Source organism: Marinobacterium weihaiense (genome assembly GCF_019061305.1).
GTDB classification, from domain to species: Bacteria; Pseudomonadota; Gammaproteobacteria; order Pseudomonadales; family Balneatricaceae; genus Marinobacterium; species Marinobacterium weihaiense.
This window is the reverse complement of record NZ_JAHQZT010000002.1, coordinates 70037-92104: the sequence shown is the minus strand read 5'-3', so window position 1 is coordinate 92104 and position 22068 is coordinate 70037. Positions and strand designations below refer to the sequence as shown.

Sequence of the window (22068 nt, the reverse complement as noted above, 5' to 3'; positions counted from 1 at the left end):
CTGGTCATGAGTTTGAGAACCGTTCTGGATAAAATGGAGCCGCACTTTCACAAGGGCGGCAAGTATGAAAACTGGTATGCACTGTATGAAGCAGTGGACACCATTTTCTACACCCCGGGTCATGTGACCAAGTCGGCCGCACACGTACGTGATGGGGTTGACCTGAAGCGCATTATGATCCTGGTATGGCTGTGTACCTTCCCGGCCATTTTCTTTGGCATGTACAACGTCGGCCTGCAGGCAAATACTGCCATGGCCGAACTGGGCCTAACTGAATCAAGTGGCTGGCGCGGTGCACTCGCAGCGTCCCTGACCGGCTTCAACCCCGAGAGCATCTGGGACAACATCATTCATGGTGCGGTCTACTGGTTGCCGATCTACATCACGACCTTCGTGGTAGGTGGCTTCTGGGAAGTGCTGTTCGCCATGAAGCGTGGCCATGAAGTCAACGAAGGTTTCTTCGTGACCTCCATCCTGTTTGCTCTGATTCTGCCGCCGACCATCCCGCTGTGGCAGGTGGCGCTGGGCATCAGCTTCGGTGTCGTGATCGGCAAGGAAGTCTTTGGCGGTACCGGCAAGAACTTCCTGAACCCGGCACTGACCGGTCGTGCGTTCCTGTTCTTTGCTTACCCGGCACAGATGTCTGGTGACGCTATCTGGACCGCGGTTGACGGTTTCTCCGGCGCGACCCCGCTTGGCCTGGCGGCCATGGGTGGTGTGCAGGCCATTCTGGATGCCCAGGTAACCTGGTTTGATGCTTTCTTCGGCACTATTCAGGGATCTGTAGGTGAAACATCCACCCTGGCTATTTTGATTGGCGGTTCCGTCATCGTTATGGCGCGCATTGCAGCCTGGCGCATTGTGGCTGGCGTATTTCTGGGCATGGTGGCCATGTCGAGCCTGTTCAACATGATCGGTTCCGAAACCAACCCCATGTTCAGCATGCCGTTCTACTGGCATCTGGTGCTGGGCGGCTTTGCCTTCGGCATGTTCTTCATGGCAACCGACCCGGTGTCAGCTTCGATGACTAATGCCGGCAAGTGGGCCTTTGGTGCCCTGATCGGTGTCATGGTGGTTCTGATTCGTGTGGCTAACCCGGCCTTCCCGGAAGGTATGATGCTGGCCATTCTGTTTGCCAACTTGTTTGCACCGCTGATCGACAACTTCGTTGTCCAGGCGAACATCAAGCGGAGGATGAAGCGTAATGTCGTCTAATAACGATACCATGGGCAAAACGCTGCTCGTGACCATTCTGCTGTGTGTTGTCTGCTCGGTAGTCGTGTCAGCAGCGGCTGTAATTCTCAAGCCCCAGCAGGTTGCCAACAAGGAACTGGACCGTAAGAGCAATATTCTTGCGGCTGCAGGTATCTCAGATCCGAACAAGAGCGTGGATGAGCTGTTCACTCAGATCACCACCAAATATGTTGATTTGGATACTGGCAAATACGTCGATGTGCCGGCGGGTTATGACGATGCCAAGGCGGCCAAGGATCCGCAGCAGAATGTGCGTCTGAGTCGTAGCGAAGACAAGGCAGGCATCAAATCCATTGCCCAGATCAAACCGGTTTATCTGGTGCAGGGCGAAGATGGCAGTGTTGACAAAGTGGTTCTGCCGGTGCACGGCAAGGGTCTCTGGTCCACCATGTACGGTTTCTTGGCACTGGAAGGTGACCTGAATACCGTCGTGGGCCTAGGGTTCTTCTCGCACGGCGAGACCCCAGGCCTGGGTGGTGAAGTTGACAATCCGTCCTGGAAGGCACTGTGGCCTGGCAAGGAAGTGTATGGCGAGGACAAAACCGATCCGCAGATTCGCCTGATCAAGGGCAGCGTGGATGCGTCTACACCCAATGCCGAGCACAAGATCGACGGCCTGTCCGGCGCTACTTTGACCAGTAATGGCGTCACCAATCTGGTTCAGTTCTGGATGGGCGAGAGCGGCTATGCGCCGTTCCTGAACAACCTGCGTGCAGGAGGGGCTTGATCCATGTCCAAGACTAAAGACGTTCTGGTAACGCCGATTTTCAAGAATAACCCGATCGCGTTGCAGATCTTGGGTGTATGTTCTGCGCTGGCGGTTACCTCTAACATGGCAACCGCCATGGTGATGACGCTGGCAGTTATTGCCGTTACCGCGTTTTCCAACTTTTTCGTGTCGCTGATTCGTAACCACATTCCGGGCAATATTCGTATCATCGTACAGATGACGATCATTGCCTCGCTGGTAATCGTGGTGGATCAGATTCTCAAGGCGTTTGCCTACGAGATCTCCAAGCAATTGTCGGTATTCGTTGGTCTGATCATCACCAACTGTATCGTCATGGGTCGTGCGGAAGCCTTCGCCATGAAGAACCCGCCGATTCAGAGTTTCATGGACGGTATCGGTAACGGTCTGGGCTATGGTGCGGTGCTGCTCTTCGTCGGTTTCTTCCGCGAGCTGTTCGGTGCCGGTTCCTTGTTCGGCATCGAGATCCTGCCGCTGGTCAACAACGGTGGCTGGTATCAGGGCAACGGTCTGATGTTGCTGCCGCCGAGTGCCTTCTTCCTGATCGGTATCTTCATCTGGATCATCCGTACCTGGAAGCCGGAGCAGGTTGAAAAGCCTGACTTCGAAATGGCGCCGAATACCAAGAAGGAGGCTGCGTAATCATGGAACAGCTGATCAGCCTTGCCGTTAAGGCGATTTTTGTCGAAAACATGGCGCTGGCCTTCTTCCTCGGGATGTGTACCTTCCTGGCGATCTCGAAGAAGGTTCAGACCGCAATTGGCTTGGGGATTGCCGTTATCGTGGTGCTTGTTATCACGGTTCCGGTCAACAACCTGATCTTCAACTATCTGCTGCGTGAAGGCGCGCTGGCCTGGGCCGGTTACCCCGAGGTGGATCTGAGCTTCCTGGGTTACATTTCCTACATCGGCGTTATCGCTGCGATCGTACAGATCCTGGAGATGTTTCTGGACAAGTTCGTACCGGCACTTTACAACGCGCTGGGCGTGTTCCTGCCGCTGATCACCGTAAACTGCGCCATCATGGGTGCTGCGCTGTTCATGGTAGAGCGTGACTACAGCTTTGGTGAGAGTGTGGTATACGGTGCTGGCGCCGGTATCGGCTGGGCATTGGCGATTGCTGCCTTGGCGGGTATTCGCGAGAAGCTCAAGTACAGCGACGTGCCACACGGTCTGCGTGGTCTGGGGATCACCTTTATCACTGTAGGTCTGATGTCTCTCGGCTTCATGTCGTTCTCCGGCGTTCAGCTGTAAGGCCGACATGGATTGCAAAGGATAGGATAAACAGATGAATACAGAAGTCATTATCCTCGGCGTTGTGATGTTTACGGCGGTGGTGCTTGCACTCGTCGCCGTTATCCTCGCAGCCCGAGCCAAGATGGTCAGCTCCGGCAATGTGACCATCGAGATCAACGATGATCCGGAAAAATCGATCACTGTGCCGGCCGGCGGCAAGCTGCTGCAAACCCTGGCTGACAAGGGGATCTTCCTGGCATCCGCCTGTGGCGGTGGTGGTACTTGTGCGCAGTGCAAATGCCAGGTAACCGAAGGTGGCGGCTCCATGCTGCCGACCGAGGAATCACACTTCACTCTACGTGAAGGCAAGGAAGGTTGGCGTCTGTCCTGCCAGGTTGCCGTCAAGCAGGATATGAAAATTCATGTGGAAGACGACGTTTTCGGCGTGAAAAAGTGGGAGTGCACAGTCGAATCCAACCCGAACGTGGCCACTTTCATCAAGGAGTTGACGCTGCGTTTGCCGGAAGGTGAGAACGTGGACTTCCGTGCCGGTGGTTATGTTCAGCTGGAAGCGCCGCCCCACGTTGTGAACTACAAGGATTTTGATATCCAGGAAGAGTTCCGTGGTGACTGGGACAAGTTCGACATGTGGCAGTTTGTCTCCAAGGTTGATGAGCCGGTTATTCGCGCCTATTCCATGGCGAACTACCCCGAAGAGCGTGGTGTGGTTAAGTTCAACATCCGTATCGCCTCACCGCCCCCGGGCAGCCAAGGTATTCCGCCGGGCCAGATGTCGTCTTACGTGTTCAGTCTGAAGCCGGGTGACAAGATCACCGTGTACGGACCCTTCGGTGAATTCTTCGCCAAGGAAACCGACAACGAGATGGTATTCATCGGCGGTGGTGCCGGCATGGCACCGATGCGTTCGCATATCTTCGACCAGCTGAAGCGCCTGAACTCCACCCGTAAGATTTCCTTCTGGTACGGTGCTCGCTCCGTGCGTGAGGCCTTCTATGTCGAAGAGTTCGACAAGCTGGCAGAGGAGAACGAGAACTTCACTTGGCACCTGGCGTTGTCCGACCCGCTGCCGGAGGATAATTGGACCGGTTATACCGGCTTCATCCACAATGTGTTGTATGAGCACTACCTGCGCGATCACGATGCGCCGGAAGACTGCGAGTACTACATGTGCGGTCCACCCATGATGAACGCATCCGTTATCAAGATGCTGGAAGACCTGGGTGTTGAGCCTGAAAATATCCTGCTGGATGACTTCGGTGGCTGATATTGATGGCTGATCAGATGCGTCTGACAAAATGGCTGGCAGCTTCGCTGCTGGCCGTTTTTGTTTTGGGAGTGCTGGGGTGCAATCAGGCTCCCTCCAAGCGTGTGGTGCAGGTGCAAGGTCTCACCATGGGAACCAGTTTCAGCATGAAGTGGGTGGACACTGATTCGACCCGCGTGGCAGATGTCCAGGCCCGGGCCGGTGCTCTGTTGAGTCGTATCAACCAGCAAATGTCGACCTACATCGACGATTCTGAACTCTCGCTGATCAATGCTGCCCAACCGGGCAGTCGTCACTCGCTGAGCCCTGAGCTGCTTGAAGTCATGGTGCTGGCGGAGCAGATCAGCGAGCAAACGCGCGGCGCGTTTGACGTGACCGTGGGACCGCTGGTCAACCTGTGGGGATTTGGTCCAGACGGGCGCATTACTCACCAGCCCGAGGTTGATCAGGTGCGCCAGCTCAAGGCTCGGGTCGGGCATGACTATCTGCACCTTGATGTCGAGGAAGCCTCACTGTTGAAAGAGGGTGAACAGTACATTGATCTGTCTGCCATCGCCAAGGGCTACGGTGTGGATCAGTTGGCCGCTCTGCTCGAGGCGGAAGGTATTACCGACTATCTGGTCGAGATCGGAGGTGAGTTGCGCGCGAGAGGTTACAAACCCGGCAAGGAGCCCTGGCGCCTGGCAATCGAAGTACCTCATCCCGATACGCGCGAGGTGCAGCAGATCATCAGTATTGATCGGGGTGGGGTTGCGACCTCTGGTGATTATCGCAACTATTTCGAAGAAGAGGGTGTGCGTTTTTCCCATACAATCGATCCTCGCACCGCGTATCCGATCCGGCACCGCCTGGCGTCAGTGACGGTTATTGCCGACCAGTGTGCCGAGGCGGACGCATTGGCAACGGCCCTGATGGTGATGGGCGAGGAAGAGGGTTACAATTTCGCCCTTGAGCAGGGCATCAAGGCGCTTTTTATCAGCAAAGCCAAGGTGGGGTTTGAGACGCGTCATACGCCAAGCTTTGCGCCGTATTTGCAAATATCGAATGGGGGACAGTAATGGATATCATGATTCTGACGTTCGCTGCACTGTTGTTGATCATTACGGCTATGTCCGTGGGCGTTCTGCTGGGACGCAAGCCAATAGCAGGCTCCTGTGGCGGTATGGCATCGCTTGGGATGGATACTGTATGTGACATCTGCGGTGGCGATCCAAACAAGTGTGATGAAGAGCAGGAAAACGTCAACGTCGCTGTATCACCGGCTGAGCTGGCGTACGAGATTAAATCTAAAGGTTAATTGGTTGTTGGTATCTGGATCTCTAAGCTGGTGTGCGACCTCAGAAGCATTCCGGGTCGGCATCGGTTCTGATCAACTAAGGGGAAAAAAATGGCTGTATATGACTATGATGTCGTGGTAATCGGTTCCGGTCCTGCGGGTGAGGGGGCTGCAATCAATGCAGCCAAGCAGGGGCGTCGGGTCGCGATTGTCGAGGAGCAGGATACCGTAGGCGGCAACTGCACCCACAAGGGCACCATCCCGTCCAAGGCACTGCGTCATTCCGTCAAGCAGATCATCGAGTTCAACACCAACCCGATGTTCCGTGACATTGGTGAGCCGCGCTGGTTCTCTTTCCCCAAGGTGCTGAACCGTGCCGAGAAGGTCATCTCAAACCAAGTGATGCTGCGTACCAACTTTTATGCGCGTAATCGTGTGGATGTTTTCTTTGGTCGAGCCAGCTTTCAGAAGCAGGGTGAGATTCAGGTGGAAGGGCTCAACAGCGGTCGCGAAATTCTTCGTTCCAAGAATTTTGTCATTGCGACCGGTTCCAGTCCCTGGTGTCCGCCGGATATTGATTTCAACCATCCGCGTATCTATAACTCGGATACCATCCTCAAGCTGAGCCATACACCGCGCACGCTGGTGATCTTCGGGGCAGGTGTTATCGGCTGCGAGTATGCGTCCATCTTCAGCGGCCTGGGTGTAAAGGTTGATTTGATTGATATGCGCGATCGTCTGCTGTCCTTCCTGGATGATGAAATATCCGATGCGCTGAGCTATCACCTGCGCAACAATGCGGTGAAGATCCGTCACAACGAGGACTATGAGTCCGTGACTGGCGATGCGCATGGTGTCACCATTTCACTGAAGTCCGGCAAGCGGATTCGTGCTGATGCTTTCTTGTGGTGTAACGGCCGCTCCGGCAATACCCGTGAGCTAGGCCTTGATGCCATCGGGCTTGAAGCCAATAGTCGCGGTCAGCTGACCGTGGATGAGCATTACCGTACGGCCGCCGAAGGTGTTTACGCGGTTGGCGACGTCATCGGCTGGCCGAGCCTGGCATCGGCTGCTCTGGATCAAGGGCGCTCCGCGTCTGCCGACATGCTGTCTGCAGATGACTTCCGTTACATCAATGATGTGCCGACTGGTATCTACACGATCCCGGAGATCAGCTCTATCGGCAAGACCGAGGAAGAGCTGACAGCAGAGTGTGTGCCCTATGAAGTTGGGCAGGCGTTCTTCAAGGATACGGCGCGTGCGCAAATCTCAGGTGAGCCGGTTGGCATGCTGAAGATTCTGTTCAACCGTGAAAATCTGCAGATCCTTGGTATTCATTGCTTCGGTGACCAGGCATCCGAGATCATTCACATTGGCCAGGCGATCATGAGTCAGGAAGGTGAGGCCAATACCCTCAAGTATTTCATCAATACAACCTTCAACTACCCGACTATGGCAGAAGCCTATCGCGTGGCAGCGATTTCAGGACTGAACCGTATCGCCAATCTGTAATTGAGACCCTTCAAAAGCCGGAGTTTTTACTTCGGCTTTTTTGTGCGCGTTTTCGGGGGCAGGTATGCCTCATCTTCCAGGTATTTTCCTGTTACCTTGAGTTTGGACTCCACCCAGCGGTTGTAGAACTTCCAGATCAGAAAGGCAGGAGCCATGAGTACCATGATTGCCACCATCAAGCCGGCACCGGCGTGAGAATCTGGAAACTGTTGACTGATCAAGTCCAGCATGCCCAGCTCGCGGCCAGCATAAAACCAGGCAATCAGTCCCATGAATCCTGCTCCGGTAGCGACCAGATACAAGCGCGGATGTGGTGTGTCCAATGGTGTTTGGCTCATGCGAAAGTCTCGCTGGGTGTTTTGATTTGGCATCATCATACCAGCCGGGTTAAGGCGCTGCTAAGCCTGAAGATGTACTGGCCGCAACAGCATCACGAATTTGACGAATCTGTTAGAGCTCTGCCGATAACTGTGCTTTAATCCTGCCCCATGTTTAAACCACTATCGATATTTGTCGGCTTGCGCTATACCGCAGCCAAGCGCGGCAATCACTTCATTTCATTCATTTCTCTGGTGTCGATGCTCGGCTTGATGTTGGGTGTAGCGGCGCTGATCGTCGTGCTGTCGGTTATGAACGGTTTCGACCGCGAGCTGCGCCAGCGCATTCTGGGTATGGTGCCTCATGCAACACTTTCCGGATATGCTGATCAGGGGTTGGAGGATTGGCCGTCGCTGCGTACCGATGTGCTGGCACAACCGGGTGTGGCCGGTGCAGCGCCCTTTGTGCAAGCGCAGGGCATGCTGACCAGTCGCGGACGTGTTCAGGGGGTTCTGGTGAACGGCATAGACCCCGAGCTTGAGCCTGGAGTGTCGATCATCGGCAATCACATGCAGGCGGGAGAGCTGAGCGGGTTGGCCGCCGGTGAATATGGCATCGTGCTGGGAGAGCTGCTGGCACGGTTTCTGGGTGTTGATGTGGGCGATAAGGTGACGCTGGTACTGCCGGAGGCCTCAATCAGCGTTGCGGGCGTGGTGCCGCGTTTGAAGCGGTTTAACGTAATCGGCATTTTTTCGGTCGGTGCCGAACTGGATGCCAATCTGGCGTACATTCACCGCGTTGACGCGGCGCGCTTGAAGCGCATGCCGACCGGCCATGTGGATGGTCTACGTTTGAAATTCGATGACCTTTTCCAGGCACCGCAGCAGGCGCGTGACATTGCGCGAAGCCAGTCGCGTCCTCTGTATGTCAATGATTGGACGCGTACCCATGGCAACCTGTTTCAGGCAATCCAGATGGAAAAGCGCATGATTGCACTGTTGCTGCTGCTGATTGTCTTCGTGGCGGCATTTAACATTGTTTCCACGTTGGTGATGGTTGTCACGGACAAGCGTTCCGACATCGCCATTCTGCGCACCATGGGGGCCACCCCGGCCGTGATCCTGCGTGTGTTTATGGTGCAGGGTATCCTGATCGGCCTGATCGGAACCGCGCTGGGTGTGGCGCTGGGCGTAACGCTGGCACTGACCGTGACCGATCTGGTGGCATGGATCGAACAGTTGATGGGGATTGAGTTTCTGTCCGCGGATGTCTACTTCATCAGTTATCTGCCGTCCCAGCTGATCTGGTCGGATGTGATCATGATTACGTCGGCAGCGTTGGCGATCAGCTTTGTGGCAACCTTGTATCCCGCCTGGCGCGCATCACGGACACAACCGGCGGAGGCATTGCGTTATGAGTGACACGGTTCTTAGCTGTACCGGCATTGACAAGTCTTATGACGAGGCCGGGCAGCCGATTCGGATTCTTCAGTCGGTCGAGTTGGCGGTTGCCGCCGGTGAGCGTTTGGCAATCATCGGCAGTTCCGGCAGCGGCAAGAGTACGCTGCTGAATATTCTGGGTGGCCTGGACCGGCCTGATGCCGGTGAGGTCAACGTAGCCGGGGAGTCCCTGTATGCCATCAGTGAGCGCAGTCGTTCACGCTTGCGTAATCGTTCGCTGGGATTCGTGTATCAGTTTCATCATCTGCTGCACGAGTTTACCGCTGTGGAAAATGTGGCCATGCCGCTGATGATCGGTGGTGTATCGACTGATCAGGCGCGTGTACAGGCCGAGGCCTCGCTGGCACGGGTTGGGTTGAGCCATCGTTTGAGCCACAAGCCAGCACAGCTCAGCGGTGGCGAGCGTCAGCGAGTCGCCATCGCACGTGCATTGGTAACCGAGCCGGCCTGTGTGTTAATGGATGAGCCGACCGGTAATCTGGACCGTCAGACCGCCGAAGACGTACTTGTCTATCTGGATGAGTTGAATCGGACGCTGGATACAGCGTTTGTCATTGTCACTCACGATATGCAGCTGGCGGGGCGTATGGGGCGGACGTTGGAATTGGTGGATGGCGTTCTACAGCAGGGGTAGCCGGCATCATCGGTTATGGCGCTTAAGACGCGACCTGATGCGTTTGCGCCAGCTGCGATTGACGTGCCAGATCCAGAAGCGGCTGATGGCAATATAGCCGATCAGACTACAGACAATCCCGCTAACGGTGCTGCCCAACAACAATGGCCACCAGATGGCATTGAATTCAGCCTTTATCGTCGCCAGCTCCCAGGACCAGTCGGCGTTAATGCCGGACTCGACGCCTAGCATCCAGCTGCCAAGACGGTAGCAGGCGTAGAAAATCGGCGGTATGGTAAACGGGTTGGTAATCCAGACGAGCCCGACGGAAATGGGCAGGTTGCTTGATGCCAGGATGGCGAGCACGGCTGCCACAATCATCTGTCCTGGTATGGGCATGAAAGCGCAGAGGATACCGACCATGAATGCCCGTGCCACCGACTTGCGCGTTAGGTGCCAAAGGTTGGGGTCATGCAGGTGCCGACCGAGCCAGCTCAGATGACGATGGCTACGCAGCATCTGCTCATCGGGCATGTATTTTCTAATCAGCTTGCGAGGCATCGAGGACAGATATTACCGGTTCTGATGGGTGATGCCATTATGCCGCCAGTTATGGATTAAGCCAACCGTAAGGATCATGGATGATCGCTTATCTGCTTGGAATTCTTTGTGTTGCCAGTCTACCTGATCTGACGTGGGCTTGGGGGATTTGGGTTGCGATATCAGCAAGCGCCCTGTATCCGCCGCTGAGGTCGGTATCACTGCCGTTTTCACTGGGTATTTTGATTGCTGCCGGTTATGGCGAATGGCAGCTGTACCATCGTTATGATCAGTCTCCTCAGACCCTGACCCTGGCGGTAGAGGTCGTAAGCCTGCCTGAACGGCGTGCGTATGGGTATCGGCTCATGCTTGAGCCTTTGGATGAAGAAACTCTCCCGGTTGCGGTTAGGCGGATACGCTTGATCAGTGCCGGCTACTATCGTCACGATCAGCACTTTGCTTCCGGTGACCGCCTGCAGGTGCGGTTGCGTGTGAAACCGCCTACAGGGCTGAGTAACCCGGGCAGCGCTGATCGCGAACGCTGGTATCTAAGCCGGGGCATCGATGCTAGGGGGACTGTGACTGCGGTTGTGTCCCGGCTACCTTCGGCTTCAGGCTGGTCCTCGGGGAGGGCGGATTTATCCAGCTTTCTCGCCGGCACCTTCCGTCCTGAAACGGCTGCCACGCTGCAAGCGCTGCTGACAGGTAATCGCAGTGGTGTGTCGGAGTCGCAATGGCAGTGGCTCCGAGTCACCGGCACGGCTCACCTGTTCGTTGTCAGCGGCCTGCATGTGGCTGTAGCCGGTGCGTTTGGCTGGTGGCTGGGCCGTGGCATGATGCTGCTGCCTGCCCTTGTAGGACTTTCCATGGCGCGTTGGCATTGGGTGCCTTCGATTGTTGCCTTGCTGGTCGCGGCCAGTTATGCCGGGTTGTCCGGCTGGGGTATACCCGTGCAAAGGGCCTGGTTGATGCTGGCGGTCTTCATGGCCGGCAACCTGTGGCTGCAGCCGATTTCCGGCTGGCAGCGCTGGCGCCTGGCGCTGGTGGCGGTATTGACGTTGCAGCCGCTGGCAATTCTTGAAACGGGTACCTGGCTGTCGTTTGGTGCGGTTGCCCTGATTCTCTGGTATGTGCAGCAGCGTACCGTCAGCAGTGTCAAGACAGCGTTGTCATCCTGGTTGGGCATTCAGTGGGTGCTGTTTATCGGCATGCTGCCGCTCATGGCCAGCGGCTTCAATCAGTTGAGCCTGTTATCCATACCGGTCAACCTGCTGTTGGTGCCACTTGTCTCCATTGCGATCTGGGTCCTGCCGGTGCTGCTGGCGCTAGCCAGCATGGGTGGTAATATCGGGTTTCTTGCCATCGCACTTGTTGAAGCGGGTACCAGTCTGGTGTGGTCGTTTCTGGCCTGGAGTGCCGAGGTGCCCGGCCTGCATGTGCCGGTTTCAGCGCCTGAAGGCTGGGCGTTGTTGTGTGTTGCTCTGGGCGTATCGGGCTTGTTGTTGCCTATGCCAGTGCCCTACCGCTTGTTGGCGCTGCCGTTGCTGCTACCGGTGTTGAGCCCAGCATCTTTGCCGCCGGCAGGTCATTTCCGAGCGCACCTGTTTGACGTAGGGCAAGGGCAGGCGTTGTTGGTGGAAACAGCCGAAGGGGCTCTGCTGTATGATACCGGCCCTGGATATGGCGGCGGGGGAGCTGCTTTTGGCTACACGGTACAGCCTTGGCTCGAACGGCGTGGCATAGATCGATTGAAGACATTGATCATCAGTCATGCCGACAGTGATCACAGTGGCGGTGAGTCTTTTTTACGTGTGCGCATGAAAGTTGAAAATTTTTATGCCGGCGAGCCTGAGCATCATGTTGGGGCAACGCGTTGCAAGGCTCAATATTGGCAAAGCGGATCTGTCAGGTTTCGCTTTCTGCCCGCCTTTGCACAGGATGCTGATGTCAGTGCCAATAACCGATCCTGCGTTCTGGAAATTGAAACAGACCAGTGTCGCTTGCTGGTGACCGGTGATCTGGATGTCAGCGGTGAGTACCGGCTTCTATCAGCTGGATATCGACACAAGCCGACCTGGCTGATTGCAGGGCATCATGGCAGCCGAGATTCCACATCCAGCGCTCTGCTCGAACTGTTGGCGCCTGAGCAGGTGCTGATCAGTGCCGGGCGATTCAATCGGTTTGGTCATCCTCATGAAGAGGTGATAGACCGGCTCGCTGTGCACCATATTCCCTGGAAGACGACCAGCCACTCAGGGGCGCTGGAAATGGTAGCTGATTCGAAACAGTGTCTGCTGCGGAGTTATCGTGAACAACAAAAGCGTTATTGGACAGCCGGTTAACGCCTTACTCCGCGCAAGGCTGCTGTGATAAAGTTCATCGACTCAACAGGAGGAGTTGCAGGTGTTTGAAATTGTTCTTGCGGGTGGCTGGTTGATGCTGCCGATCGTGGCCTGTTCCATTGTGGCACTGGCTATCTGTGGTAATCGGCTGATGGTATTGCGGCCGCAGCTGATTGCGCCAACTGGCCTCTTGGCCGAGGTCTGGGAGCTTACCCGCAGCGGGCAGTTGTCGCCCGAGCGTTTGGGGGCCATTCGCGAAAGCAGCCCTCTGGGCCGTGTCATTGTGGCCGGCTTGAATAATTCGCGTCACGGGCGTGACATCATGAAAGAGAGCATTCAGGAAGAAGCTTCGCACGTGATTCACCACCTTGAGCGCTTCCTCAACCCGTTGGGCACCATTGCCGCAATTACTCCGTTGCTGGGACTTCTGGGGACTGTAATCGGCATGATCAAGGTATTCATGGAGATCATGCTGCAGGGGACCGGCAATGCCAGCATTCTTGCAGGCGGCATTTCAGAAGCGTTGATTACCACGGCTGCCGGCCTTGCAGTTGCCATTCCGGCGCTGGTGATGCACCGCTATTTTCAGCGCCGTATCGATACACTGGTGCTGACCATGGAGCAGGAATCCATCAAACTGGTCGAAGCGATTCACGGTGACCGTGAAGTCGATATTCACTGATCGCGGAGGTTGCGGTGAAATTTCAACGTCAACGACGCGAAGAGATCAATATCAATCTAACCCCGCTGATCGATGTCGTGTTTCTACTGCTGATATTTTTCATGGTCACCACGACGTTTACCCGTGAGTCCCATCTGAGTATCAGCCTGCCGGAATCATCCGGTGAGACCCATTCAGCTCCGCAAGAGGTTGACACGATAGATGTGGTTGTCGGGTCGGAAGGACAGTACACCGTCAACGGTCAACCGTTGGTCAGTCATGATGCCCTGACCCTCAAGCGTGCGGTGGTCAAGTTGGCCGGGGACAAGCGTGATCAGCCCTTTGTCATTACAGCTGATGCCAATGCTGCACACCAGTCTGTGGTGACAGTAATGGATGTGGCCGGGCAGCTCGGGTTTTCCAAGCTGAGCATTTCAACACGCAAAAGTGATGATTGATGGCGCTTTCTGATGACTGGTATGCGCGGCGCAGATGGTTGCTTGCGCTGCGCCCTCTGTCGTGTCTCTTCACGGCTGTAGCACGTTCGCGCTTCAAGCGTTTGAGGGTGTTGGGAAGCGCTGCGGCTGGGGTGCCGGTACCGGTGATTATCGTCGGCAATATCACGGTAGGGGGGACCGGCAAGACCCCCATGGTAATAGCGCTGATAGAGTTGTTGCGTCGGGCAGGCTATCGCCCGGGCGTGGTCAGTCGTGGCTATGGTGCTTGCCCCTCCCGTTATCCTTTTCATGTAACGGCTTCAACATCACCTTCAGAGGGTGGTGATGAACCTTGTCTGATCGTGCAGCGAACAGGCGCTGCGTTGGTGATTGATCCTGATCGTATGAGTGCTGTCCGTTCTCTGCTGAGTGAACATGACTGTGATGTGATCATCAGTGATGACGGTCTGCAGCACTATGCGCTTCCTCGGGATTTGGAAATTGCCGTGGTCGACGCTGCTCGAGGGCTTGGTAATGGACGTTGCCTGCCGGAGGGGCCGTTGCGTGAACCTCCCGAGCGACTTCAATTTGTCGACTGGGTGGTGTGCAACGGCGATGGAGACCCACCGGGTCTGCCATTGTCACTTCCCGCCAGGGTATCCATGCAGCTGAAGCCCGTCGGGCTGGTCTCTCTGGAGGATGGGCGACAGGTTTCCTGTCGTGCCGAATTGCCGGGATGTCGCGTACATGCGCTGGCCGGAATCGGGAATCCATCGCGGTTTTTCGATACACTGAGACAGCTGGGCTTCGACCCTATTGAGCATCCGTTGGCGGATCACGCTGATGTGCCTGAAGCGTTATTGGCACTCGCAGACGAATATCCAGTGATCATGACAGAAAAAGACGCGGTCAAGTGCCGCCATCTTGGTCCCAGGGGGTGCTGGGCGCTACGTGTCGATGCCGATCTTGGCGCCGCATTTGATACTCAACTATTACAGCGGCTGGCACCCTGGCCGCCGCATCAGACAGGACAAAACAATGGACCCGAAACTGCTTGATATTCTGGTTTGCCCCGTATCCAAGGCGCCGTTGGAGTGGAACAAAGACACCAACGAGTTGATCTGTCGAGCCAGTGGTCTTGCTTATCCTATTCGTGATGATATTCCGGTCATGCTGGAGTCGGAAGCGCGTACGCTGACGGCAGATGAGCGCCTGAAGGAGAATCACTGATACCATGAGCTTTTCCGTTGTCATCCCGGCGCGTTTTGCGTCCAGTCGTTTTCCGGGTAAACCGCTGGCCGATCTGGCCGGCAAGCCGATGGTCCAGCACGTATATGAGCGTGCCTGCGAGAGTGAAGCGGTGCGTGTTATCATTGCCACGGATGATGAGCGTATTGCAGCGGTGGCGCGTGGTTTCGGGGCCGAAGTATGCATGACCTCGGCAGAGCATCCGTCCGGCACCGACCGCTTGCAGGAAGTCGTGAAGACGCTAGGCTTTTATGCCGATGACATCGTGGTGAATGTGCAGGGCGACGAGCCATTGATTCCGCCGCGCATTATCAACCAAGTGGCACATAACCTTATGGCAATGCCCAATGCGGGCATTGCGACGCTCAGCGAGCCGATTGAGACGGTCGAGGCGCTGCTGAACCCCAATGTGGTGAAGGTGATCACTGACCATCAGGGGATGGCGCTCTACTTTAGTCGGGCCCCCATGCCCTGGCCGCGCGATGCCTTCATGCAGTCACAGGATACCTTGCCGCAAGGGTTCGATTGGCAGCGTCACATTGGTCTCTATGCGTACCGTGTAAAAATGCTGAATGACTTCGTGGCCTGGCCGCCGGCGCCGCTGGAGCAGACTGAATGCCTGGAGCAGCTGAGAGCGCTTTGGAACGGAGTGGGGATCCATGTGGCGGCTGCGGATGAGGCGCCGCCTGCAGGGGTAGACACGCCGGAAGACCTGGCGCGTATCGCTAAGTTGATGGCGCACGCTTGAGTCGTCTGTGAGGAGTGTTCACATGAGCCATAAACCATCCATTCTGTTCGTGTGCTTGGGCAATATCTGTCGTTCACCAACGGCGCACGGTGTTTTCGAGCACCTGCTGGAGCAGCAGGGTGAAAGCGCATCCTATCAAGTGGATTCGGCCGGAACGGCCGCCTACCACATCGGCAAGGCACCTGACCCGCGCAGCCGTGCAGCTGCTCGGCGTCGCGGCTACGACCTTGAGGACCTGCGTGCTCGGGCTGTTGAGCCGGAAGACTTCGAGCGCTTTGATTATATCCTGGCCATGGATGAAGCCAATCTGCGGGATCTGCGCAGCCTGTGCCCGCGCGGTTATCGTGGTCATCTGGGGCTGTTTCTTGCGTTTGCGGAAGGCATTCGTGTGCGAGAAGTCCCGGATCCCTATTATACCTCCGGCGAGCAGGGATTTGAGGAAGTGCTGGACCTGGTGGAATCGGCCAGTAAGGGGCTCTTGCGTCACCTGCAGCAGGCTACCGATGCATGACCGGGCTTAACATTGAAGCCGGAGCATCCTTGAAGCACCTCAACAGTTTTGGCTTTGAGGTCACCGCAGAGACGTTGATTACACTGACCGAGCGCAGTCAGTTGCCTCTACTGATGGCTCACCTGGCGCAGAGCGGCGATGAATTGCTGTTGCTGGGTGGCGGCAGCAACCTGGTGCTTGCACCCTTCGTGCCGGGTACGGTGTGTCACATGGCCATCACTGGCTGGAATCTGATCGAACAGGATGAATCCTGTCTGCTTCAGGTGGGAGCCGGTGAAAATTGGCATGACACCGTTGCGCGTACTTTGGATGAGGGCTGGTATGGGCTGGAGAACCTGGCTTTGATTCCCGGTACGGTCGGCGCGGCGCCGGTGCAGAATATAGGTGCCTATGGCGTGGAGCTCAAGGACAGGGTCAACCGGGTAGAAGTTTACGACCGTGAAATGCACCGGCTGTACTGGCGTTCGGCGGATGAGTGTGAGTTCGCCTATCGAGACAGCATATTTAAAAGTGGTGCCCCGGGTCGGTTTATCATTACGGCGGTTGAGTTCAGGCTGAGTCGAAAGGCACGTGTCGCAATTGATTACGCACCGTTGCAGGCCGAACTGTCCGGTATTGCCGATCCTTCGCCACAGCAGGTGTTTGAAGCCGTTTGCCGTGTTCGTCGGAGCAAGTTGCCATCTCCCAAGCAGTTGGGCAATGCCGGCAGCTTTTTCAAGAATCCAATTGTTACGGCAGAGCAATGTGCGCAGTTGCGTGCACGGGAGTCTGAGCTGGTTTACTTTGCCGAACCTTCAGGGCGGTGCAAGCTGGCTGCCGGTTGGCTGATTGACCGTTGTGGCCTTAAAGGGGTGCGCCAAGGCGCGGTTGGTACTTATCCGAAACAGGCGCTGGTCTTGGTGAACTGGGGCGGAGGTGATCGTGAGGCGGTGGAATTGCTAGCGGAACGGATTCAGCAGCAGGTGCAGGAGCGTTTCGGTGTCATGTTGGAGCCAGAGCCGCGTTTTTATCCCTGATACCCGAGCCAGGTGGTGCGGCGAAAGCCGGTTTACTCAAATAAAAAAGCCGCTGCAGTGATGCAGCGGCTTTTTTAGTGCGCCTGGTTTTATTGGTCGCTGGGTTGCTTTTCAGCCTGTTGGCGGCGTCGAACCTCCCTGGGGTCGTTGGGCGCACGACCGCCACGACGACGACGGCGCTGCTTTTCAACCGGAGTTTCATTGACCTCGGTCTGAGCAGCCGGCTTGTCGGCACTGTCTTCAGGCGTTGCCTCGGACTTGGGTGTCGCTTCGGTCTTGGTCGGCTCGACTCCGGTTTTGCTTGTGGCCGGGGAGTGCTGATCGGCAGCCTGATTCGGCGCTGCAGCAGTTTCAGTAGCCTCGGGCTTATTGGCCTTGTCTGCTTGCTGAACATTTGTGCCGGACACGGTCGGTTCAGCAGCCTGTGCAGCTTCGGCAGTGAGTGGAAGCGCGTGGCTTTCCTGCTCATCGTCTGATATGCCGGGCTCGGCCGATTGAGCAACCGCCTTGGTTTCCGCTGGCTCCTCGGTGGTGGTTGCAGGGACTTCAGCCGTCTTCGTGTTGGCGTTGTCATCTGCTTTCTGCTCGGCCACGGTTGGCTGTGCCTGCTGATTCACGCTATCGACAGCCGTGCTGTCCAGTGGCAGCTCCTGCTGTGTTTCTTCATGGCGAGCGCTGCCAGCGGTGGCCTGTGCCTCGGATTTGCTTTCGGCCTTCTTGTCACGGTTGCGTGAAGGACGGCGGCGGCCGCGAGAGGGGCGCTTTTCACTGCGTGCTGCCGGCTGCTCTGACGCAGTATCGCTGCCAGATTCGGTGCCAGCGGCAGTGGCTTCGTCATCAACGTGTTGCTTGACTTGCTGATCGCTCTCGGACTCCTGCTCGGTGACCTCTAAGGTCGTGTCTTTTGCAGTCGTCTGGTCAGCAGGGGCATCAGCGGTCTCTGCAGTTTTGCTGCTCGACTCGGGCGCGTTGCCCTCGGTAGCCGTTTCGGCAGGGCGTTTCTTCGCCTCCGACTCGGCGCGACTATCGGCAGTGGGTTGCCCAGCGGTCGCGTTAACGTCGGTTGCTGTGGTCTCATTTACGCCCAGCGTTTCGTTGGTGATGACCTTTTCGGTCAGCAGCGCCTGGATATCGCGTTCAGCGCCTTCATCACGCAGCTCTTCCGGCAGCGGGGTACGGGTTGCGGCCCGCTGCTCGGTATTGCGGCGACGGCGACCTCGACGTCGAGCACGGCTATTGTCATCGTTGCTCTGGTTGACGGATGAATCGGTAGTACGCTTTTCGGGTGCGCTGTCGGTTGTGCTTTCCTGGCTGGCTTGAGTCGCGTTATCCGCTGAATTTTCAGTCGGGTTTTCATCACGACGGCTGCGGCGGCGACGGCGACGGCTGCCTTCCTTCTTCTCGGGCTTCTGGCCGGATTCGGTCTCGCCAATGGCAGGAAGGTTCTGGTCGCGCTCCACCGTGATGATTTCATCATTGTCACGTTTTTCGGGACGCGAGCGGCGGCGGTCACTGTTGCGGCGATTGTTGCTGTGGGTGCGACGATTGTCACGGCCGCCACGACTGCTGCTGCGCTGCTCGGGCTTGTCATCGCTGTCGGCGGATGCGCGCTTTTCCGGTGCCTTGGTCGCGGGTGCTTCCGGTTTCGATTGTGCGGTTTCACCGCCCCCGAACAGACCGCGCAGGGCGCCCAGGATGCGCTCGCCAAATGAGGGAGTCGATGGTGTTGCCGGTGCTAATGGTTCGCTTGCAGCTGGGGTCTTGGGAGCCGGATTTTCGGTCGGTTTTTCCACCGGTGCGGCTTCGGCAGGCGGTTGAGGTGCGCGGGTAGGCGGTACAACTGCCTTGACAGCAGCCTGCTCGCGTTTGGGGGCTACGGCGCGAGCAATTTCCTGAGGCTCGGGCTCGGTTTCTGGTTGCAGGTTGTAGCTGGCATCTTGTGTTGTAGTGACCGTATGGTCATCCCGCAGACGAACGACCTCATAGTGAGGTGTTTCCATGTTCGGGTTGGGCACTATAACCACACGTACCTGATGGCGAAGTTCAATATCATGTACTTCGTGACGCTTTTCGTTAAGCAGGTAAGTGGCTACTGTCACCGGCAGAATGGCACGAATCTGCGCAGTGCGGTCCTTGGACGACTCTTCTTCGATCAGGCGCAAGATGGACAGGGCCAATGACTCAGTATCACGAATACTGCCTTGGCCGTGACAGCGCGGGCATACACTGCCACGCGATTCTGCCAGCGATGGGCGCAGGCGTTGACGCGACATTTCCAGCAAGCCGAAGCGGGAGATACGGCCCATTTGCACGCGTGCGCGGTCCAGCTTCAAGGAATCACGCAGGCGGTTTTCCACTTCGCGCTGGTTTTTGATCGGTGTCATGTCGATGAAGTCGATCACGATCAGGCCACCAATATCACGCAAGCGCAACTGGCGGGCGATCTCTTCAGCCGCTTCCAGGTTAGTCTGCAGAGCGGTTTCCTCGATATCGCTGCCGCGTGTCGCGCGTGCCGAGTTGATATCGATGGACACCAGAGCTTCGGTGGGGTCGATCACGATGGAACCACCGGACGGCAGTTTTACCTCGCGCTCAAAGGCCGTTTCGATCTGGCTTTCAATCTGGAAACGGTTGAACAGCGGCGTCTGTTCCTTGTATAGCTTGATGCGGCTCTCGTAGCTCGGCATTACCTGCTGCACAAACAGCTGAGCCTGTTCGTAGACGCTTGGGTTGTCGATCAGCACCTCGCCAATATCGGCGCGCAGATAATCGCGGATGGCGCGGATAACAACGTCACTCTCTTGATAAACAAGAAAGGGTGCGGGGCGCTGATTTACTTCCTTGATCGCATCCCACAGAGTGATCAGGTAATCCAGATCCCACTGCAGCTCTTCCGAGCTGCGGCCGATGCCGGCGGTGCGCACGATGGCGCCCATACCCTCGGGGATATTGACGCCGGATAGGGCTTCCTTGAGCTGAGCACGGTCTTCCCCTTCGATACGGCGTGAAATGCCGCCGGCACGAGGATTGTTCGGCATCAGTACCAGGTATCGACCGGCCAGGCTAATAAAGGTGGTCAGTGCGGCGCCCTTGTTGCCGCGTTCTTCCTTGTCGACCTGTACGATAACTTCGGTACCTTCCTTGAGGACTTCCTTGATGCTCGGGCGCTGGCCGCGCTCGGGCTGTTTGCAGAAGTATTCACGGGAGATCTCTTTAAGCGGCAAAAAACCGTGGCGCTCGGCGCCAAAGTCGACAAAGGCTGCTTCCAGGCTGGGCTCGACACGGGTAATTCGGCCCTTGTAGATGTTGGCTTTTTTCTGTTCACGGCTGTCGGATTCGATATCCAGATCGAACAGGCGCTGGCCATCTACCAGAGCGACACGCAACTCTTCTGGCTGAGTTGCGTTGATAAGCATTCTTTTCATGTTGTGTGCGTTCTCATAAACGCAACGCTTCTCGCCCTGCAGTGAGGGAGAAAATCAATGTCCAGTCTTTGGATGAGCGTGGCCAAACGGGCTCTGACGCTCGTGCAGCCTCGCAATCGGCGGGCTGCCACTATCGGCAGTGAAGGAAACGCGGACCTATGTCGTTATAGTCTTTGGCTGGTGCTACCGGCCTGGTCGGGCGGGCAGGTTCCTGGTCAGCGTGCGTCTTCACCTCCAACTGAACCTTCCGTCATTCGAAGGTCGTGAAAGCGTTACGTGAAAGTGTTGTGTTTCACGAAAAATCTTGTGTAATGCCGTCGGTCGGATCTTGTGCGGCCACTCGTCCGGAGTGAATGGCGGGGCCGGCTGCATGGATTTCAAATTTACTAAAGCCAACCGCCTGCGGCATCGGTAGAATATAACAGCTAACCCCTAAGGCATCAATTGAGAGTCCATCCGTCCTTATGGCGCAAAACCAAGTACAGCAACAACAGAAGGTCCGCTTTGTGGAAGTGGACGAAGATCAGTCCGGCCAGCGCGTTGACAATTTTCTGCGTACCGCCCTCAAGGGGGCGCCCAAGAGCCTGATCTATCGCATCCTTCGCAAGGGGGAAATTCGGGTCAACAAAAAACGGGTCAAACCGGATACGCGCCTTCAGGCTGGAGACGTGATTCGTATCCCGCCAGTGCGTGTGGCCGAGCGCGGCGAGGCGGCTCCGGTTGGCGCTGGTCTGGCACAGCACCTCGATGGTGCGATCCTGTATGAAAGTGACAGCCTGCTGGTCATTAACAAGCCGGCCGGTCTGGCCGTGCATGGTGGCAGTGGTGTTACCCTGGGTCTGATCGAGGCTCTGCGCCAACTTCGGCCGGATTGTCGTTTTCTGGAACTGGTGCACCGTTTGGACCGTGATACCTCTGGTTGCATCATGGTTGCCAAGAAGCGCAGCATGTTACGTTACCTGCATGATGCCCTGCGCTCGCGCAAGGTCAATAAAGTATATCACGCGCTAGTCGTGGGGCGCTGGTCGCGCCGTAAAGAGCGTGTTGACGCGCCCCTGCAACGTTTTGAACTGAAGTCCGGTGAGCGCATTGTCAAGGTCCACCCGGATGGCAAGGCGTCCGTGACCGAATTTCGCTTGTTGCGTCGATACCAGGATCTGGCAACAATGATCGAAGCGCGACCACTCACGGGACGCACTCATCAGATCCGGGTGCATACCCAGTTTGCCGGTCATCCCATTGTCGGCGACATAAAGTATACGCCGGATGAACAGAATCTTGTGTTTCGCGAGCTGGGCCTCAAGCGGCTCATGTTGCATGCGGCTCGTCTGGAGCTGACACTGCCGGACGGCGAGCGACTCAAAGTTGAAGCACCTCTGGATGAAGGCACGAAGGCCGCGCTTGCGCGTCTGGCTGAAAGTCACTCAGATTGAATGAAG

Annotated in this window: 22 protein-coding genes; 19 read left to right on the top strand and 3 right to left on the bottom strand. The window is 56.6% G+C overall.

Annotation, left to right across the window (positions count from 1 at the left end):
* Positions 1–6 precede the first annotated feature (6 nt).
* The 8 genes from KTN04_RS02260 (at position 7) to sthA (ending at position 7310) form a co-directional block, all read left to right on the top strand.
* Positions 7–1215 carry an NADH:ubiquinone reductase (Na(+)-transporting) subunit B gene (locus tag KTN04_RS02260; RefSeq protein ID WP_217333586.1) on the top strand — a complete coding sequence of 403 codons (1209 nt, stop codon included), beginning with the start codon at positions 7–9 and terminating at the stop codon, positions 1213–1215.
* Positions 1205–1981 (top strand): Na(+)-translocating NADH-quinone reductase subunit C, encoded by a 777-nt coding sequence (locus KTN04_RS02255; protein WP_217333585.1) that lies wholly within the window; start codon positions 1205–1207, stop codon positions 1979–1981. Before KTN04_RS02260 ends, KTN04_RS02255 begins: the two co-directional genes overlap by 11 nt.
* 3 nt (positions 1982–1984) lie before the next feature.
* On the top strand, positions 1985–2644 hold the full coding sequence (locus KTN04_RS02250; RefSeq protein ID WP_217333584.1) for an NADH:ubiquinone reductase (Na(+)-transporting) subunit D: 660 nt from the start codon (positions 1985–1987) through the stop codon (positions 2642–2644).
* Between the two features lie 2 nt (positions 2645–2646).
* Complete coding sequence (gene nqrE / locus KTN04_RS02245) at positions 2647–3255, top strand: NADH:ubiquinone reductase (Na(+)-transporting) subunit E (protein WP_217333583.1); 609 nt, start codon at positions 2647–2649, stop codon at positions 3253–3255.
* A gap of 34 nt (positions 3256–3289) precedes the next feature.
* Positions 3290–4522, top strand: a complete 1233-nt coding sequence (gene nqrF / locus KTN04_RS02240) for an NADH:ubiquinone reductase (Na(+)-transporting) subunit F (protein WP_217333582.1) — start codon at positions 3290–3292, stop codon at positions 4520–4522.
* A gap of 17 nt (positions 4523–4539) precedes the next feature.
* Positions 4540–5580: an FAD:protein FMN transferase gene (locus KTN04_RS02235; protein ID WP_254262320.1), complete on the top strand. Its 1041-nt coding sequence runs from the start codon at positions 4540–4542 to the stop codon at positions 5578–5580.
* A complete protein-coding gene (gene nqrM / locus KTN04_RS02230) occupies positions 5580–5819 on the top strand; it encodes a (Na+)-NQR maturation NqrM (RefSeq protein ID WP_217333580.1) in 240 nt (79 codons plus the stop codon). Before KTN04_RS02235 ends, nqrM begins: the two co-directional genes overlap by 1 nt.
* A gap of 90 nt (positions 5820–5909) precedes the next feature.
* Positions 5910–7310: a Si-specific NAD(P)(+) transhydrogenase gene (gene sthA / locus KTN04_RS02225; protein ID WP_217333579.1), complete on the top strand. Its 1401-nt coding sequence runs from the start codon at positions 5910–5912 to the stop codon at positions 7308–7310.
* A 26-nt stretch (positions 7311–7336) separates the two neighbouring features.
* Here sthA and KTN04_RS02220 read toward each other — a convergent pair whose 3' ends face one another.
* Complete coding sequence (locus KTN04_RS02220; RefSeq protein ID WP_217333578.1) at positions 7337–7648, bottom strand: hypothetical protein; 312 nt, start codon at positions 7646–7648, stop codon at positions 7337–7339.
* Positions 7649–7798: 150 nt separating this feature from the next.
* Here KTN04_RS02220 and KTN04_RS02215 point away from each other — a divergent pair, with 150 nt between their 5' ends.
* Together KTN04_RS02215 and KTN04_RS02210 are read left to right on the top strand one after the other, a co-directional pair.
* Positions 7799–9049: a lipoprotein-releasing ABC transporter permease subunit gene (locus KTN04_RS02215; protein ID WP_217333577.1), complete on the top strand. Its 1251-nt coding sequence runs from the start codon at positions 7799–7801 to the stop codon at positions 9047–9049.
* Entirely contained in the window at positions 9042–9722 is a 681-nt protein-coding gene (locus KTN04_RS02210; RefSeq protein WP_217333576.1) for an ABC transporter ATP-binding protein, read from the top strand. The genes KTN04_RS02215 and KTN04_RS02210 overlap by 8 nt, the downstream gene beginning before the upstream one ends.
* 6 nt (positions 9723–9728) lie before the next feature.
* On the opposite strand, the gene KTN04_RS02205 is transcribed toward KTN04_RS02210, so the two are convergent.
* On the bottom strand, positions 9729–10235 hold the full coding sequence (locus tag KTN04_RS02205) for a DUF2062 domain-containing protein (RefSeq protein WP_328515948.1): 507 nt from the start codon (positions 10233–10235) through the stop codon (positions 9729–9731).
* Between the two features lie 107 nt (positions 10236–10342).
* On the opposite strand from KTN04_RS02205, the gene KTN04_RS02200 reads away from it, so the two are divergent.
* From KTN04_RS02200 to murB, 8 genes are all read left to right on the top strand, one after another.
* Entirely contained in the window at positions 10343–12583 is a 2241-nt protein-coding gene (locus KTN04_RS02200; RefSeq protein WP_254262319.1) for a DNA internalization-related competence protein ComEC/Rec2, read from the top strand.
* A 61-nt stretch (positions 12584–12644) separates the two neighbouring features.
* Positions 12645–13265 carry a MotA/TolQ/ExbB proton channel family protein gene (locus KTN04_RS02195; RefSeq protein ID WP_217333573.1) on the top strand — a complete coding sequence of 207 codons (621 nt, stop codon included), beginning with the start codon at positions 12645–12647 and terminating at the stop codon, positions 13263–13265.
* Positions 13266–13279: 14 nt separating this feature from the next.
* Positions 13280–13702, top strand: a complete 423-nt coding sequence (locus KTN04_RS02190) for an ExbD/TolR family protein (RefSeq protein ID WP_217333572.1) — start codon at positions 13280–13282, stop codon at positions 13700–13702.
* Positions 13702–14739 (top strand): tetraacyldisaccharide 4'-kinase, encoded by a 1038-nt coding sequence (lpxK, locus tag KTN04_RS02185; protein WP_254262318.1) that lies wholly within the window; start codon positions 13702–13704, stop codon positions 14737–14739. Before KTN04_RS02190 ends, lpxK begins: the two co-directional genes overlap by 1 nt.
* Positions 14720–14911, top strand: a complete 192-nt coding sequence (locus tag KTN04_RS02180; protein ID WP_217333570.1) for a Trm112 family protein — start codon at positions 14720–14722, stop codon at positions 14909–14911. Before lpxK ends, KTN04_RS02180 begins: the two co-directional genes overlap by 20 nt.
* A gap of 4 nt (positions 14912–14915) precedes the next feature.
* Positions 14916–15677, top strand: coding sequence for a 3-deoxy-manno-octulosonate cytidylyltransferase (gene kdsB, locus KTN04_RS02175; RefSeq protein ID WP_217333569.1), 762 nt, complete (start codon positions 14916–14918; stop codon positions 15675–15677).
* A gap of 22 nt (positions 15678–15699) precedes the next feature.
* Positions 15700–16188, top strand: coding sequence for a low molecular weight protein-tyrosine-phosphatase (locus tag KTN04_RS02170; RefSeq protein WP_217333568.1), 489 nt, complete (start codon positions 15700–15702; stop codon positions 16186–16188).
* Positions 16185–17204 (top strand): UDP-N-acetylmuramate dehydrogenase, encoded by a 1020-nt coding sequence (murB, locus tag KTN04_RS02165; protein ID WP_217333567.1) that lies wholly within the window; start codon positions 16185–16187, stop codon positions 17202–17204. Before KTN04_RS02170 ends, murB begins: the two co-directional genes overlap by 4 nt.
* An 89-nt stretch (positions 17205–17293) precedes the next feature.
* Here murB and rne read toward each other — a convergent pair whose 3' ends face one another.
* The gene (gene rne, locus KTN04_RS02160; RefSeq protein ID WP_217333566.1) at positions 17294–20629 is read right to left on the bottom strand and encodes a ribonuclease E; all 3336 of its coding nucleotides are present in this window, start codon (positions 20627–20629) and stop codon (positions 17294–17296) included.
* A gap of 464 nt (positions 20630–21093) precedes the next feature.
* Here rne and rluC point away from each other — a divergent pair, with 464 nt between their 5' ends.
* Entirely contained in the window at positions 21094–22062 is a 969-nt protein-coding gene (rluC, locus tag KTN04_RS02155; RefSeq protein ID WP_217333565.1) for a 23S rRNA pseudouridine(955/2504/2580) synthase RluC, read from the top strand.
* The last annotated feature ends 6 nt before the right edge of the window (positions 22063–22068 follow it).